Origin of the sequence: Herbaspirillum rhizosphaerae (genome assembly GCF_046025915.1) — a bacterium.
GTDB classification, from domain to species: domain Bacteria; phylum Pseudomonadota; class Gammaproteobacteria; order Burkholderiales; family Burkholderiaceae_D; genus Herbaspirillum; species Herbaspirillum rhizosphaerae_A.
In genome coordinates, this window is the sequence record NZ_JAQQFR010000022.1 from 13,438 (window position 1) to 28,991 (window position 15,554).

Genomic DNA, 15,554 nt, shown 5'->3' on the forward strand with positions numbered 1-15,554 from the left:
TTACGGTTGCCACAGCGACGTCTGATCCTATACAGTGAGGCGCAGAACGCCGAAGCCGGTCTCTGAGCAGTTAAAAACCCGGCGGCTCCGCCCACACCATTAATCGATACACAATGCGCCGCCTCCTGCCTGCATGGAGGCGATCGCAACATGCACATATGGAATTTCACTTCCTTTCACCGCGCAAGAACGCGCTGGTCTATCTCATCAAGATCCTCAGCGGCTCGCTGATCCTGTGGTACGGCCTGCGTGCGGTCGGCTTGCCGGAGCCCTACTGGGCCATGATTTCGCTGATCATCGTGACCGAGCCGGACATGATGATCGCCAAGGCCAACTTTCGCGCACGACTTATCAATACGATCTCCGGCGCGATCATCGCGTGTTTGTGCCTGATTATCTTTGGCGCTAACTTCCTGTCGATGCTGATCGCACTGACGACGGCAGTGCTGGTCGCCATGCTGTGGCAAAACTATCCCACCAACTGGCGCCTCGGTCCGGCAACGGTGGTGATTCTGATGTCGGCGGCGTTCGCCGGCGGCGGCTTGCATGACGAGTTGCATCTGGCCCTGCTGCGCGTGGCGGAGGTCATCACCGGCAGCACGGTCGCCCTGCTCCAGACGGTCGTGTATATCGGCGTAGTCAACCGCCTGCGCCATGTCGACTGAACCACGGCGCTCACGCATCCTGCTGCGCCCTTGGCGCAAAAGCGACCTGGAGCCTTGTGCGGCAATGAATGCTGATCCGGAAGTGATGCGGTATTTTCCTGCGGTGCTCAACCGCAGCGAGAGCGATTATCTGGTGCAACGTATCGAGGAACATATCAGCGAACACGGCTTTGGCCTATGGGTGCTGGAGATTCCCGGTGAGCTGAGCTTTGCCGGTTTTGTGGGGCTGTTGCGCGTACCGTTTGACGCGCATTTCGCGCCGGCGGTGGAAATCGGCTGGCGCCTGGTGCCGCAAGTCTGGGGCAAAGGTTATGCCACAGAAGCCGCCCAGGCAGTTCTGAGTCATGCTTTCAATGTACTCGGCATGAAGGAAATCGTTTCCTTCACTACGGCCGGCAACAAGCGTTCCCAAGCGGTGATGCGGCGTATCGGCATGCACACGCGCGTGGAGGAAAACTTCGAACATCCACGCTTGCCTGCAGGCCATCCCTTACGCGTACATGTGCTGTATCGCTTACGCCGCGAACAATGGCTGCTGCAATCGGCCTATACCGCTGCCGGCGGACTGCCTGGAGCAGCCGGGCTTTTTAACGGAAATGAAAACGAAAACGGACGCCTATAAAAAAACCGCCGCCAGTCAGCGTTGAGGCTGAACCGGCGGCGGTTTTTTTGCTTCTTTACTACTCAACCTCGCTACCAAATCCCTTGTAATGCTTAGTGTGTCACACGTGTAGTACGGCCCGACGACAACAAACGTACACGTTCACCGACACGGAAGATTTCATCCGCATCTTGCGTGATGGCGCGCAATTCGCCGTTATCCAGACGTACTGTGATTTCCAGGCCTGGCTTGTTGGAAATACGTGACTCGACCTGATTGCCGGCCACGCCGCCGATCAGTGCGCCGACGATACCGGCGGCCAATGCGCCGTTACCGCCGCCAATGGCAGAACCGGCAGCGATGCCGCCCAGTGCGCCGCCGGCAATGGTGCCGACACCGCTCGCGCCCTTGTCGATGGTGACGTTACGCACCGATTCAACCACGCCCATGCGCACCGTTTGTTCGCCCTGAGCCTGACGCGTGTTATAGACGCTGGCCGAATTCGGCGTGACGGCGCAACCTGCTGCGAGTGAACTGATAGCGGCGATGAGAATCAATTTTTTCATGCAAAACTCCGACGGAAAGTATGCCCTAACCAGGGCGATGTCCTTGCAGCAAATTCATTGCCAACGCCGCTTTCAGACGCGGCACGTGCTGCAAATAACTATTGGTATTTTAATACAGACCGCGTCTTGATCCTGATTTATGCGATTCGTCCCGCTAGGCGTCTCCATTAATAGGAGATGCGCCAGCGCCGATACAACAGACTGAGCACGAATAACGGGCCAATCAGCAGAAACCGCAAATCCTCAAAAAACGATGGTTTCTTGCCCTCGATCTTGTGCCCAATGAATTGCCCTACCCATGCCGCCACAAAAATCGCCACCGACGCCGGCAAGACGGAGGCAGCAGGCAGACGCGACAAGATCAGCAGCATTGCGCCGGCCATCACCAACATGCCAACTGCAAACGCAGGCGATAACGTGAAGTAATACGCCAGCGATGCGATCACAACGACGACCGCCAGCACCGGCGTCAATGCCCACAACAAACCGAGCAGCGACAGCACAATGGCCGGCACACAGATACAGTGAATCGCTTCGTTGAGCGGATGCTGATGGCTTTCTGCATAACGCGCCAGCAAGAGATCAATGCGGCGGTGGGTGATAACGCTCATGTCTGCCTCCAGACAAAATGACAGGAAATGACCGAAACAGAAAAGGCTTGAATCAACGCCCGCCCGACACGTCAATGAAGGTGCCCGTGGCATACGAAGCCTCATCCGACAGCAGCCACAGGACGGCGTTGGCGACTTCTTCAGCAGTGCCGCCGCGCTTCATCGGTACCGCGTCCTTGAGGCGATCGACACGCCCGGCTTCACCGCCGCTGGCATGAATGTCGGTGTAAATCAGACCGGGGCGAATCGCATTGACGCGAATGCCTTCAGCGGCCACTTCCTTGGACAAGCCGATGGTGAAGGCATCGATGGCGCCCTTCGAGGCAGCGTAGTCGACGTATTCGCCCGGGCCGCCCAGCTTGGCGGCCATCGACGACAAGTTGACGATAGCGCCGCCCTTGCCGCCATGTTTGGTCGACATACGGCGCACCGCTTCACGCGCACACAAAAAGCTGCCGGTGACATTGGTCAGCAGCACGCGGTTGACGCGCTCCGCCGTCATTTCTTCCACACGTGTCTGATGTTCGAGGATGCCGGCATTGTTGACCAGCGCAGTCAGCTTACCCAACTCTTTATCGACGGTCTGAAACAGATGCAGGATGTCGGCCTCGACCGCCACATCGGACTTGACCGCGATGGCGCGACCGCCTGCTTTGACGATGCCGTCCACCACGGCGTCGGCCGCCGCGCGATTCGATACATAACTGATGGCCACGGCGTAGCCGCGTGCCGCTGCCGATTGTGCGACTGCAGCACCGATGCCGCGGCTGCCGCCGGTGACGATAATGACTGGTTGTCCCAGAGTTTGTCCCATATATAGTTGTCCTTGTAGGTTGGTGTGGATAAAGAAAACCTCCGTCAAATAGTGTAGCCTTAATCCCCCGGCTTTGTTGCCGCCGGCCAAATCCTCGCCACTTCTGCATTCATAAAAAGACCAGCACGCATGTCCCGCAAACGCAGCTTCCCGCATGTCACCGACACCAATACCCGCCTACTGATTCTAGGCAGCTTGCCCGGCGAAGCATCGCTGGCGCAGAGCCAGTACTACGCGCATCCGCAAAATAAATTCTGGGCGCTGATGTCTGATGTAATCGACACCGACCTGGTCTCACTGCCCTATGCGCAACGCCTGGAAACACTATTAAAAAACGGTGTCGGCTTATGGGATGTCGTCGCCGAAGCACGTCGGGAAGGAAGCCTCGACAGTAATATTCGCGAGCATGTTCACAACGACCTGACGAGGTTATTGACGACGCTGCCGCAGCTGCGCGTTATTGCGTTTAATGGGGGCACCGCCGAGCGACTTGGCTTGAAGGCATTGGGAGATATCGCGAGCAACTATCGGATAATCAAACTCCCCTCAAGCAGTCCCGCATTTACCCGCCCTTATGCGGAGAAAAAGAAGGAGTGGGAACAACTAAAAATCTTAACCGCTGCGCCGCATACTTCTGCCAAATAAAATCGATCAAATAGCAGTACCAGCAAGAAAAGCCCAAGCAGTATTAAGATAGGTGAAACTTCGCCGTGCCGGAGACCCGTCACCCAGCAGGTTTACCGAAATTTCTTTAAGTCGTGGCATGTATATTGCTTAATTGAAATGTTATTTCTACTATCCGATACGGTGCCTTTCTTGCCGGTTCGGTGTTAATCAATATTTACCCAGGTGAGATCAATGAAATTTGCAAAGCTGCTGCTCCTGTTTTCCATCAATCTGTTGTCCTTTGCTGCGACCAACGCTCACGCCGATGCGCTGGCCGATATCCAAAAGCGTGGCGTGTTGCGCATTGCCGTTCCGCAAGATTTTGCACCGTTTGGCTCGGTCACCTCTGACCTGAAACTGCAAGGCCTCGATATTGACGTCGCGACATTGATCGCCAAGAACATGGGACTGAAACTGGAACTGGTGCCGGTCACCAGCGCCAACCGTATCGCCTACCTGCAAACGCATAAAGCCGACCTGGCGATTTCCACATTGGGCAAGAATGCCGAACGCGAAAAGGTCATCGCTTTTTCGCAGCCCTACTCGCCGTATAACAATAGTGTTTTCGGCCCGGCCAACATCAAAGTTACCGGCCCTGCAGATCTGGCAGGTAAAGTCGTTGGTGTTGCACGCGGTACCTTTCAGGATATCCAGCTCACTGAAACTGCACCTTCCAGCGCGACCATCAAACGCTACGAAGACAATAACGGCATGATCTCCGCCTATCTGTCGGGCCAGGTGCAACTGGTCGGCACAGGCGATTTCGTTGCGGTTGCTCTGGCGGAAAAGATGCCTTCCAACAAACCGCAAATGAAATACGTTATTCAGGAATCCGGTTGCTACGTCGGCTTGCTGAAGGATGAACCTGCGCTGATGGCCAAGGTCAATACTGCATTGACGCAAGCAAAGAAGAGCAACGAACTGACAGCAATCGTGCAGAAATGGCTCAACGTTCCCCTGCCGGAAAAAATGGCAAAGCAGTTTGAATAACGCGACTCAGGCAACAAGGTTCAAGTAACAAGATTCAACTACCAAGATCTGAAGCTGCGCCGCCGGGAGGGTTTCGATAAACCCCATCGGTTGCGCAGCAGTAGTGAAGCACTGAACTACTGGAATCAAAACAAGCAAGAGCTTACAAAGGCAGGCCCCCATGAAGTTGATCGATCCCATCATCGGATTTCATTCGGAAATCCAGCAGATCCGCCGCGATCTGCACGCGCACCCGGAGCTGCGTTACGAAGAACACCGCACCGCCGAAACCATCGTCGCCAAATTGACTGAATGGGGTATCCCCGTCTTGCGCGGCCTGGGCGGCACCGGCGTTGTCGGCATTCTTAAAAACGGCGACGGCAAACGTGCAGTCGGCCTGCGTGCCGACATGGACGCACTGCCGATGCAAGAACTCAATACCTTCCCGCACGCATCCCGCCACGCCGGAAAAATGCACGCCTGCGGCCATGACGGCCACACCGCGATGCTGCTCGGCGCGGCCCGTCATCTGTCCCAACAGCGTGATTTTGACGGCACCATCTATCTGATTTTTCAACCGGCAGAAGAAGGCGGCCGCGGCGCCGACAAGATGATCAAGGATGGCCTGTTCGAGCAATGCCCGATGGACGCCGTGTTCGGCATGCACAACTGGCCGGGCATGCCGGTCGGCAGCTTCGGTGTGCGGCCCGGCGCGATCATGGCATCGAGTAATGCATTTGAAGTGACGGTCAAGGGCAAGGGTTCGCACGCAGCGCAACCCCACAAGAGCATAGACCCGGTACTCGTGGCGGCGCAGATCGCGCTGAGCTGGCAAACCATCGTCGCGCGCAATGCCAATCCCAATGATTCTGCGGTGGTATCGGTGACCCAAATCCACACCGGCAGCGCCATCAATGTGATTCCGGACGACGCCACCTTGAGCGGCACCGTGCGCACCTTCAGCATGGAAGTACTGGATATGATCGAGCGCCGCATGCACGATATCGCCACGCACACCGCGGCGGCTTTTGGCGCTGAAATCGAGTTCAAGCTCGTGCGCAGCTATCCGCCGCTGGTCAATCACGCCAAAGAAACCGCCTTTGCGGTCGGCGTGATGCAAAACATCGTCGGCGTGGAACAGGTCAACACCAATGTCGAACCATCCATGGCGGGCGAAGACTTTTCCTACATGATGTTGCACAAGCCGGGCTGTTACGTCTTTATCGGCAACGGCGAAGGCGACCACCGCGACAGCGGCCACGCCATCGGGCCATGCAATCTGCATAATCCGAGCTATGACTTCAACGACGATTTATTGCCGATCGGGGCAACGTATTGGGTCAGGCTGGCGGAAGCGTTTTTGGCGGCGAACTGATATCGGCACATGACCGCAGATGGTCACGGTCAGCGCAATGTCCAAGGAATCGCGCTGACCAATTCAAAGCTACAACACCGAAGCAGTCTGCATTGCGCCGCATGGCGTCGCATTGAGTCTCAACTGCTTCGGTCATTTCCCTCTATAAAGCAAGCTTGCCGATATCGGCATAAGCGCGATTCAGCCATACCTTGACGCGCTGACGTTCCAGCATGCCGAGCCCGGCGTTCGCACCGCCCGATTGATTAAGTGCAGCCCAAAAACTCGCGCTTTGCTGATCGATCTTTTGCATGGTCGTATCGGGCAAGCGGCGCAGTGACACCACGCTCGCACCAAGCTTTTCAGCGCGCTCACGCTCGCCGGATGCCTCCAGAATCTCAAAGCGGTCGCCGCGAAGTTCATTGAGAACCAGTACCAGATTGAGCCGTCCGCCGAATTGATCGAGCCATTTCTTGAGCAAGTCCACCGAGTCGCGGCCCGTGTCCATGACATGCCACCAGGTCAACGTCATTCCCTGCTCTTGCGCAAAGTCGAGCACGCCGGAATCTTCTATCCACGCCGACAGCGACTGCTGCGTCTGGGCCGCGAGATCAACCAGAATGCGGCGTTGCGGATCTTCCAGTGCGCGTTCGATGATGGGATCAAGACTGTCGTGCTGGTCGAGCACGAGCGGCGCGGAAAAGTCCGCATAAAAGCGCAATAGCGCGCCATGCGATTTATCCGTGTCAAAGCCGCGAAATGGAATGTTCCAATCGATGAAATACTGTGCCAGCACGCGGGAGACCAGCGATTTTCCAACACCGCCTTTTTCGCCACCGATGAAGTGGATGTGACTCATTTCTATAGATCCTTTATTGTCAGATGGGTAGCGCTAAAACGAGAGTGCCATACTGCGTTGATGCGTTACTGCAAGGATGATGCCATGACATGCGGGTCAGGGTTGAGGTATACACGGCTGAAACAACAATAGCGTTGCTTCAATCCGGTGCAACAAAGCGGCGAACAGTGCTATGACCGGAAAAAAATGATGTCGTAAAACGAGCCGTTGAATCCGCCATTCAAAATGAGGTACTCCACTGCCCGCCCGAACAAGACGATGCCGGCGAAGACGATGGCCAGCCTGAGAATGAAGAGTATTTTTTTCAGCATGGCAGAAGTGTAGCCGATGATGGCCGGCGATCATCCGGGTGCAAGAGAAGAATTGTCCTACGCGTCGCCCGCAATTTCCTTGTTGCAACATCGCTGTTATGCTTGGTCTGTTGACCGGTTGACACATGATCATGCCGGCAACAGCAGTACACATCTAATAACGACAATCAAGGAGACACTTCATGTCCACACGCGACAAGCCGCTGCATTTCAAGAAAGCCACCCTCTTCGTTGCTCTGGCCTTTGCTGCCGGATTGACACAGGCGCACGCGCAGACACCGGTCAATGTCCATGCCGCTGAAAAGATCGGCACCGTGCAACAGATCTATGATGGCGCGCTGCTGCCGGATATCCAGGCCAACACCTTCCGCAACATCGACCGCCTGTTTTCGACGCGCACCGTGCCAGCCTCCGGCAAGGCCTATGCCCTGCCCGCCAGCGACAAGCAACTGAAGAACTTTGTCTTCAAATCCAACGGCAAGAACTTCGACCTGTACGACTACGTCTCGCTCAATCGTGTCGGCGGCCTGCTGGTACTCAAAGACGGCAAGATCGTATTTGAAAACTACCAGCTCGGCAACAGCGAAAAGACGCGCTGGATGTCGATGTCGGTGGTCAAATCGATCACCGCAACGCTGATCGGCGCGGCAATCAAGGACGGCCATATCAAGAGCATCGACGATCCCATCGTCAACTATCTGCCGGAACTCAAAGGCAGTGCCTATGACGGCGTGTCCGTGAAGAACCTGCTGCAGATGGCGTCCGGCGTGCGCTGGGACGAAACCTACGTCAATCCAAAATCCGACCGTCGCCAGATGCTGGAAGTGCAGACGACACAGAAGCCGGGCGCTGTGTTGAAGCTGATGTCCAAGCTCCCGCGCGCCGCGGCACCAGGCACCCGCTGGAATTACAGCACCGGCGAAACTCAGGTTGCCGGCGCATTGGTACGCGCGGCTGTCGGCAAGCCTGTGGCGCAGTATCTGAACGAACGCATCTGGGGCAAGTTCGGCATGGAGTCGGATGCGACCTGGTGGCTGGAGTCGCCTGACGGTCTCGAAGTCGGCGGCAGCGGCTTGTCGGCAACCTTGCGCGACTATGGCCGCTTCGGCCTGTTCCTGCTCGGTGGCGGCAAAGCCGGGGGCGAACAGATCTTGCCCGACAACTGGGTTAAGGATGCCGGCAGCCCAAAAATGGTGGATGGCAAGCTGGTCAACTACGGCTACATGTTGTGGCCGATTCCCGAGGCCGCAGGCACCATCAACGAAGGTGCCTTTGAAGCGCGCGGCATCTTTGGCCAGCATATCTACATGAATCCGAAGGAAAACGTCGTCATCGTGGTCTGGGGTGCCTTGCCCAAGCCAACCGGCAGCGCGCCGGTCGGCGACAATGACTTCTTTGCCGCTGCCACACAGGCAGTTCGCTAGGCAAGCAGCCTTGTAATCAAACGCCGCGCCCGGGATGCGCCTCTCCCGGCGCGGCGCGTATGCCGCCGGTACTTCATGCAAGACCGCCCGACAAGGTATCATTCGGCAATTCGAATGCGGGCAACATCATGTTAATCAGAAGAAAATCTATCGAGGCGCAAGCCAACACCAAAGCCGGCCCCGGTCCGGACAAGGAAAAATCCAAGCCAAAATCCGCAGCGCCCCGCAAACCCAAATTTGCGCCGGTGACGCTGTCGGAACAGGACGGTATCCGCTATCTGCATTTCGGCACGGAATGGGTCCAGGGCGCCATGCGCATTCGCAAGCCCGACGCGATCGAACTCGAATACGCACAGCAAATGATGAGCTGGATGCTGTTCAACGACGCACCGGAAAACATCGTGCAGCTCGGCCTCGGTACCGCGGCACTGACCAAGTTCAGCTACCGCCAGTTTCCTGAAGCACGCGTAACCGCAGTAGAACTGAACCCGTCCGTCATCGCGATATGCAACAGCATGTTCAAACTGCCGTCGGAAGACGACCGCTTGTCCATCCTGGAAATGGACGCCAACGATTTCATCAACGACCCGCAGCGCGCCGGCACCATTGACGCCTTGCAAGTGGATCTGTACGACGCCACTGCACGTGGCCCGGTGCTCGACACGCCGGAATTCTACGTCGCCTGCCGCGACAGCCTGAGCGACAACGGCGTGATGACGGTCAACCTGTTCGGCGACCATCCCAGCTACGCCAAGAACCTCAAGGCGATGCGCTACGCTTTCGACCAGGTGCTATCCCTGCCGGAAGTCCACGACGGCAACGTTGTCGCCCTCGCTTTCAAGAAGAAAATCGTGCCAGACTTCACCGCCCTGTATGAACGCGCCGCAGCTATCACCGCTGCCACCAAGTTGCCGGCAAAGTCGTGGGTGAACGGCATCAAGAGCAATTTCTAGTTGTCGCTTTGCGCGGGCCTGTTGATTCCTGGCGCATGTATCGCTGTTAATGGTGCTGTGATGATGGATCGGCAATGCGATACCCAGCCATAGCAAGGTAAATACCCCACGTAATACGGCATTTCGACGGTCTGACACGGTAAGACACGGCACGAATCGCCAGATTGAGCGCGTTTTTGCAGGGGGCGAATAATTTTTTAGACTTTTTTCAAAAAGGGGCTTCCAACTTTGAAATTAATCAGGTTATAATCACGCCTCTTCATCGGGGGGCGTTAGCTCAGTTGGTAGAGCAGCGGACTCTTAATCCGTAGGTCGAGTGTTCGAGTCACTCACGCCCCACCAAAGAATACGAAGGGTTCCAAGCGATTGGAACCCTTTTCTTTTTTCCGCAAATACAAATCTGTTCCGCAAAATATCAAGCTGTAAGCTTCGGCCCATGCAACGGAGCATCTGTGACCGGTGGCGTCTCATTCAGAATTTCAACGGCCCATTCCTGCAAAGTCGTCGCCGCATTTTCGGCATCGAATGAATCGCGCTGCCAGCCACGTACCATCATCGCCCGATCGCGTAGGCCGATGATCTGAGGTTGATAGAGTGGGAAGAGAAGATCAGCCGACCCGACGGCCTGACTTCCCCATTCGAAGAAATGCATGACTGGGTAACCTTCAACGATAAAGGCCTGGAGCCGCCCGCGGTTGCCTGCGTCGGCAACAATCTCTTGCTCGCGCCGGCGCCGTCCTTTATCTCTAAGCTGGGTGACTTTTGCGTACATGGCTACACTGTATAAAAATACAGTATAGCGTATACTTTTTTGCTATTTGACGCCCTGAGCAGCCCGGCACTCGTTGTAAAGCCCAGCTACCTCAACAAGCTTCGCTGCTGTAGCACCAAACGAGTCGTCATTTAGCGGCGTCAGCGGTGGGCAGTTTGCTGTCGCCAGGGACGAGCGCGGAGTTGATTGCGCGCATGCCGTCAGGAGTATTGCGGCAATCGCGATAGACAGGTTTCTCATAGATTTCCTTCTGCATGATTTGCTGCACGGTAGTGTTCTTCACCTTGATAGCAGCAATGGCCTTGGCCGCTGACTCAGTAGACGCATCGATCGCCTTCTGCACCAGCTTATCTTCGCGTGCCTGCCCTGCCTCTACGTGATCCATGCCCAGTTTGAATGATCCGGCACTGGCGCCAAGGAATGCGACAAGTAAGCCTCCAATCAGCCACGGATTCATTCTGCAGTCCTCTTCACCTTCTGGATGGTGTTCCCAGTGATGTAGGCGGCGACCGTGGCGACGACTACAGCGGCAAAAACTTGATCACTGATTTTGCCGAACCACACCAGAATCGAACACACGATTCCGGTACCGAGAGCCAGCAGAAAGCGACGACCGCCGAGAGCTGTGATTGCGTTCATACAACCTCCTGCTGTGCTTGAGTGTGAAAACTGCTCCATGTTTCAGGATGCGGCTTACCAGGGCGCCAGATCCTCAGATATGTTGCCCACCCACCGGACGTATCGTCTACCGCAGGTAATGGCTTGGGATCGGTGTATAGCATCAGTCGCGCTATGCCAGCAGCCAGAACATCATCTGTTTCGATTGCTTTGTAGATATCATCAGGGATGAAAACAACGCTGCGTGCCGTACAGAGGTTCATCAATAAACCGCTACTGGCTGGGTGCAGATATACCCCCCAGACGCCGCCACGACTCTTTTGCGTTCCCTCCTCAAACTGCCAGAAGCTGCGAGCTGGGCCTCCGACCTGGCGTCGGTATTGGAATCGTGACTCTTGCATGCCGATGGATAAGAGCATGACCTTTGCTTCAGGTGTATCCATTTTTTTAGGCAGCAAAGCCATTGCCGGCTCAATTCCAGATTTCATAATTTCGCTGAGATTCATTGCTTTGGCCCCTCCCTGACGTACCAATAGACGGCTGTGGCAAGCACCACAATCACCGCCCAAATGCCCTTCTCTGCCAGCTTTACCCGGAGTTCCGCATAGAACCGCGTTCGCTCCTCAGCCTTCCTTATCAGAGCCTCATGGTATTTTCTGTGCGCCTCGGCATCTCCGTCAGGAAAGCCTTCCTTGATCATCTCTTCCAGTCTTTGAAGGTGATCCGTATTTTCAGAATGCCTTGCGTTCTGATCTCGCCCAAGACCCTCCAGAAGCTGGATTATTCTTCCCTCAGATGAGCTTTGCATGTTTTCCTTCGACGTAAAAAAGCCCGCGCGCGGCGGGCATAAAAAAACCACCCGAAGGTGGTTGGTATTCAAATAATTCGGCTTATTTTTCTATCTTTAGCATTCTGAAAATATTTTTCTTCACTACGTTTGCGGCATCAAAAAACGGCAAATATAGAAACTCAAACGCATTGCGATAATAACGATCACCCATTCCATCAACCCCAAGTATTTGGCGATGATCTATAGATTTATCTGAAGATGGTAAAAGCTGAGTTCTAAACATCCAATCCCATATCGAAAAAAATTGTCCGAAATTCATGTTCATAACTGCTTTAGAGTGATGACGTAAATGATAGGCTGGCGTTACGAAAACTCGATCAAAAAATCGTCCGTATGAAATTGGAAAATGGGCATGTGTAAGACGATTTACAAAACTTGGATAGAACAAAAATAGGTAATAAAACCATTCATGCTTACTGGCATATATCGATGGCCCGCTAAGTATATTCTCAGGGACAGGCATAAGAACGGAAACTGAAAATGCCATGAGCACTATGCCAGTATTAAATCCGATGAACCCATCGACTGGATGAACTCTTTCGCCGGCAAAATAGTTTAGCTGTTCTGAAAAATGATGCGCCTTATGGAACTGCCACAAAAATTCACTTTTATGTGATAGCCAGTGAGCAAAGAATGTTCCAAAATCGAATGCTAAAAGAGCTACCGCAAATACTATAAATTCCCCTATGGGAGACGTTGCGATAAATGCTTGCAGCCACTTGGCTAGAGCCGTATTGTTGATTGATAGATGATTTATCAACGACGGCATTAGTGAAAGTGACGTAGTCGTGATCAAAAATTTTAAGAAAAATCCTGGGATACGGAAAAACGACAAAATATGCCACTGTATGTCTACTTTAAATGAGGACTTACTCCAAACATATTTTGGCAACAAATATTGAAAATATTTTTTAATACTAAATTTCGAGTCGGTCAAACCAGAATCTAGCTTGAAAAAAATAGCAGCGACAAGAAGATAAAATGGAGCGTAAGAAAAGAGGGCTGAAGCATCCTCAATAGCACTCCTATATGCCGCCATAGCAATTTCCGGTATTTGACTAAACAATGACACAATCCGCCCTCTTATTATTTTTCGTTTTGTAAGTTTTTTATATTTACTACCAAATCTGGCGAGATTATATATTGAAAGATCACTTCTGCCAGCAGCGTCTCGTTAGCAGAAATAATCCATGTTCATCGTACGATGGTCGTTATTTCTATACATCAATTTTTTTTACTGATCCGGCAGCTCCGATATAAAACAAACCATCTGATCCGATGTATGTCTTCGTCTCGAACAGAATAACGGGCGGTGCATTTCCTGTTATTAATGTGTAAAAAATGCCACGAATTTTGATATGCCCTGAATCATTAGGGTGAACATTATCAAACATATCAGACGGGTTTAATGCTGCTACCACGCCTGCTAATCTTACTGAAATTCCATAAGAAATTAGTTCATTTATAAGTGCCAATATTGCCGCGTTGTAATTATCAACATTTGTAGAGGATCCCCCATAAGTGTATGCAACAGCATGCGGAATATTGGCGATAAATGCGCTCCCATTGCATACGCCAGACGACGCCCAATGTATAAATACTGGGTTCGTAGTATTCGCCGATATCGCCTCTACTTCGACAATGTGATTGCCAGCACCAAGACCACTAAAAGCGAGACACATTGGCCCGTATGACCTACCAAGGATAGTTCGCACATCGCCGCCAGTGTTAAAGGTACCTTTAACGATGCCATCGATTGTGACCTTGAATTGGCTACTATTTCCATACTGCCGGATACTTCCCAATGCAGCAACATCACCAACGCTGGTAAATGCTGCCTTCGCCCCTGGCGCGGAAAGTCCATAGCTTCCCCATGCCAATCCGCTCGTTGCTACTGCACCGGAATAGCTCATTGCCGGGGCAAGAGTGCAGACAGTGCTAGACCAGAAAGAAAACGCGCGCAGGCCATCTATAAAATAACGACGCTTGTCTATGTCTAAATCGTACTTTGCCTGATCGTTGGTTCCGAACATGATCAAAGTTTTATCGCCCACACCGAACGACCTTGAATAAAGTGCGTCAGCTTGATCCATAACCATAGAAGAAGAAACGGCTGCGTCATCAATCGTAATTGAAAGGTCAGACTGCAAACGACCAATATACGAATTAGAAAAAGATGACGCGCCAGCACCTGCAGTGATCGAATCGCCGAAAGATCTATAAGTCATCTATTCTCTCGCCATTAATTAAATACTTAAATGTCATAACCAGAAATTGTGATATTCGCCAGATTCCCAGATGCTCCGTAGTAATACAAAGTCTGTGCGACGGCTATTTTCATTGAGATAGGCACCTGAACTTGTCCGCCACTTGTCGTGTAAACAATTATTTGACCTACCAATGTCCCTCTTGGGGAGACTGTCGTAGTATTTGAAGTTGCTGCAGCACCGACTAAGCCACTCCAAGCTACGGCGTTTTTTGGTACTGCAGATGAGATGGGAATAGAGGTATAGCTGGTAGCTGTACCTCCATTAACTACAGCTACAGGAGACACATCAACGTGCCGATCATAGACATCCAATATCGGAAACTGGCTGCTTGCATTGGTCGGCACAACTGTCAGCAGGCCAGATGCTATATACCCTGACGGCATATTCGCGCCGGCATAAACGCTTGGTGCTGCAGCCGACGTCGCATTTACAGCAAGAAGCGCGGATGTTGCTGTGGCTGGGTTGAGAATCGCATAGATAGCCACATACCCGGAAACCGGTGCAGTACCGGTGTCCATGCCGCCTGCCCCGGTCGTAGCGAGATTGATCGGCTTGCTAAAATTTGCAAGCCGGTATTGAGACCCACCAAGGCTGGATTCGATGATTATTTCGTCTGCGGTTACGGTGGCTGTCGCTCCCGTAGTGGTGACAGCCATGCGCAGATTTCGCGTCGACCCGACGACACCAGATGCGGTTGCGCCACCCACATATTTGACGCACCGCCAATTGCCGGATCCTTCTGAAACGAACTCAGCAATATCGCCGGCAGCGGTGACGATATTTGCGGCGCCTGGCAAAATAAGAGAAGTGGAATTGTGAGTCAGCGTCAGCGAACCATCGAAAACGACTGTGCGGGAAACACCGGCTGCGATTGTTCCGAGCGACGTTATTGTGGTCGTGCCAGTAATATGCAGATAGTTGCCATCGCTGTTGCCGCCGATACTGGTGGTTGCTGCGGATGCGATTGCAGCACCCTGCGCTTGTTCTCGTCGTACAATTGAGAACGCGGCACGCAGGAAGTCATCTAAACTTGATCCGATCGGATCGGTACCAGCCGGCGAGTTGCTCGCAGCGGTTACATTGAGGTCGGTAATTACTGATGGGACTGCCATATTTTCTCCATCGCTTCACAGCGTTAAGAGGGTTTAATTGGATACAGAAACTATTCGAATCATTGGTACATCTGCAGGTCTTGCCGCTGTACAGGTAATTCGTTCAATTGTTCAAGAGCGGAGAGAGCGCCGGAACGGT

At 53.4% G+C, this 15,554-nt stretch carries 19 protein-coding genes and 1 tRNA gene; 8 read left to right on the plus strand and 12 right to left on the minus strand.

The window, feature by feature from the left end:
- The first annotated feature begins 158 nt into the window (after positions 1-158).
- A complete protein-coding gene (locus PQR63_RS23000) occupies positions 159-665 on the plus strand; it encodes an FUSC family protein (protein ID WP_408170537.1) in 507 nt (168 codons plus the stop codon).
- Complete coding sequence (locus PQR63_RS23005; RefSeq protein ID WP_408170539.1) at positions 655-1,287, plus strand: GNAT family N-acetyltransferase; 633 nt, start codon at positions 655-657, stop codon at positions 1,285-1,287. Before PQR63_RS23000 ends, PQR63_RS23005 begins: the two co-directional genes overlap by 11 nt.
- Positions 1,288-1,379: 92 nt before the next feature.
- Here the strand turns inward: PQR63_RS23005 and PQR63_RS23010 are convergent, their stop codons facing one another.
- From PQR63_RS23010 to PQR63_RS23020, 3 genes are all read right to left on the minus strand, one after another.
- Positions 1,380-1,832, minus strand: a complete 453-nt coding sequence (locus tag PQR63_RS23010) for an outer membrane lipoprotein (protein WP_408170541.1) — start codon at positions 1,830-1,832, stop codon at positions 1,380-1,382.
- A gap of 167 nt (positions 1,833-1,999) precedes the next feature.
- Positions 2,000-2,443 carry an Mpo1 family 2-hydroxy fatty acid dioxygenase gene (locus PQR63_RS23015; protein WP_408170542.1) on the minus strand — a complete coding sequence of 148 codons (444 nt, stop codon included), beginning with the start codon at positions 2,441-2,443 and terminating at the stop codon, positions 2,000-2,002.
- A 52-nt stretch (positions 2,444-2,495) separates the two neighbouring features.
- A complete protein-coding gene (locus PQR63_RS23020; RefSeq protein ID WP_408170544.1) occupies positions 2,496-3,257 on the minus strand; it encodes an SDR family oxidoreductase in 762 nt (253 codons plus the stop codon).
- Positions 3,258-3,386: 129 nt separating this feature from the next.
- Here PQR63_RS23020 and PQR63_RS23025 point away from each other — a divergent pair, with 129 nt between their 5' ends.
- The 3 genes from PQR63_RS23025 to PQR63_RS23035 all read left to right on the plus strand — a co-directional run bounded on the left by PQR63_RS23025 (position 3,387) and on the right by PQR63_RS23035 (position 6,267).
- The gene (locus PQR63_RS23025) at positions 3,387-3,902 is read left to right on the plus strand and encodes a DNA-deoxyinosine glycosylase (RefSeq protein WP_408170546.1); all 516 of its coding nucleotides are present in this window, start codon (positions 3,387-3,389) and stop codon (positions 3,900-3,902) included.
- 213 nt (positions 3,903-4,115) lie between these two features.
- Positions 4,116-4,913: a transporter substrate-binding domain-containing protein gene (locus tag PQR63_RS23030; protein ID WP_408170548.1), complete on the plus strand. Its 798-nt coding sequence runs from the start codon at positions 4,116-4,118 to the stop codon at positions 4,911-4,913.
- Between the two features lie 160 nt (positions 4,914-5,073).
- Positions 5,074-6,267 (plus strand): M20 aminoacylase family protein, encoded by a 1,194-nt coding sequence (locus tag PQR63_RS23035; RefSeq protein WP_408170550.1) that lies wholly within the window; start codon positions 5,074-5,076, stop codon positions 6,265-6,267.
- A 142-nt stretch (positions 6,268-6,409) separates the two neighbouring features.
- Here PQR63_RS23035 and PQR63_RS23040 read toward each other — a convergent pair whose 3' ends face one another.
- The gene (locus tag PQR63_RS23040; RefSeq protein WP_408170552.1) at positions 6,410-7,105 is read right to left on the minus strand and encodes a P-loop NTPase family protein; all 696 of its coding nucleotides are present in this window, start codon (positions 7,103-7,105) and stop codon (positions 6,410-6,412) included.
- A gap of 493 nt (positions 7,106-7,598) precedes the next feature.
- Here PQR63_RS23040 and PQR63_RS23045 point away from each other — a divergent pair, with 493 nt between their 5' ends.
- From PQR63_RS23045 to PQR63_RS23055, 3 genes are all read left to right on the plus strand, one after another.
- Positions 7,599-8,840, plus strand: a complete 1,242-nt coding sequence (locus PQR63_RS23045) for a serine hydrolase domain-containing protein (protein WP_408170554.1) — start codon at positions 7,599-7,601, stop codon at positions 8,838-8,840.
- 128 nt (positions 8,841-8,968) lie between these two features.
- The gene (locus PQR63_RS23050) at positions 8,969-9,793 is read left to right on the plus strand and encodes a spermine/spermidine synthase domain-containing protein (RefSeq protein ID WP_408170555.1); all 825 of its coding nucleotides are present in this window, start codon (positions 8,969-8,971) and stop codon (positions 9,791-9,793) included.
- A gap of 266 nt (positions 9,794-10,059) precedes the next feature.
- Positions 10,060-10,135 (plus strand) — tRNA-Lys (locus PQR63_RS23055).
- 73 nt (positions 10,136-10,208) lie between these two features.
- Here the strand turns inward: PQR63_RS23055 and PQR63_RS23060 are convergent.
- The 8 genes from PQR63_RS23060 to PQR63_RS23095 form a co-directional block, all read right to left on the minus strand.
- The gene (locus PQR63_RS23060; RefSeq protein WP_408170557.1) at positions 10,209-10,565 is read right to left on the minus strand and encodes a hypothetical protein; all 357 of its coding nucleotides are present in this window, start codon (positions 10,563-10,565) and stop codon (positions 10,209-10,211) included.
- Between the two features lie 127 nt (positions 10,566-10,692).
- On the minus strand, positions 10,693-11,022 hold the full coding sequence (locus PQR63_RS23065) for a hypothetical protein (RefSeq protein WP_408170558.1): 330 nt from the start codon (positions 11,020-11,022) through the stop codon (positions 10,693-10,695).
- Positions 11,019-11,204, minus strand: a complete 186-nt coding sequence (locus PQR63_RS23070) for a hypothetical protein (RefSeq protein ID WP_408170560.1) — start codon at positions 11,202-11,204, stop codon at positions 11,019-11,021. Before PQR63_RS23070 ends, PQR63_RS23065 begins: the two co-directional genes overlap by 4 nt.
- The gene (locus tag PQR63_RS23075; RefSeq protein WP_408170561.1) at positions 11,201-11,689 is read right to left on the minus strand and encodes a hypothetical protein; all 489 of its coding nucleotides are present in this window, start codon (positions 11,687-11,689) and stop codon (positions 11,201-11,203) included. Before PQR63_RS23075 ends, PQR63_RS23070 begins: the two co-directional genes overlap by 4 nt.
- Positions 11,686-12,063: a hypothetical protein gene (locus PQR63_RS23080; protein ID WP_408170563.1), complete on the minus strand. Its 378-nt coding sequence runs from the start codon at positions 12,061-12,063 to the stop codon at positions 11,686-11,688. The genes PQR63_RS23075 and PQR63_RS23080 overlap by 4 nt, the downstream gene beginning before the upstream one ends.
- A 10-nt stretch (positions 12,064-12,073) precedes the next feature.
- On the minus strand, positions 12,074-13,072 hold the full coding sequence (locus tag PQR63_RS23085; protein WP_408170564.1) for a sterol desaturase family protein: 999 nt from the start codon (positions 13,070-13,072) through the stop codon (positions 12,074-12,076).
- 178 nt (positions 13,073-13,250) lie between these two features.
- Positions 13,251-14,261, minus strand: a complete 1,011-nt coding sequence (locus tag PQR63_RS23090) for a hypothetical protein (protein WP_408170566.1) — start codon at positions 14,259-14,261, stop codon at positions 13,251-13,253.
- A 26-nt stretch (positions 14,262-14,287) separates the two neighbouring features.
- Positions 14,288-15,415 (minus strand): hypothetical protein, encoded by a 1,128-nt coding sequence (locus PQR63_RS23095; RefSeq protein WP_408170568.1) that lies wholly within the window; start codon positions 15,413-15,415, stop codon positions 14,288-14,290.
- Between the last annotated feature and the right edge of the window lie 139 nt (positions 15,416-15,554).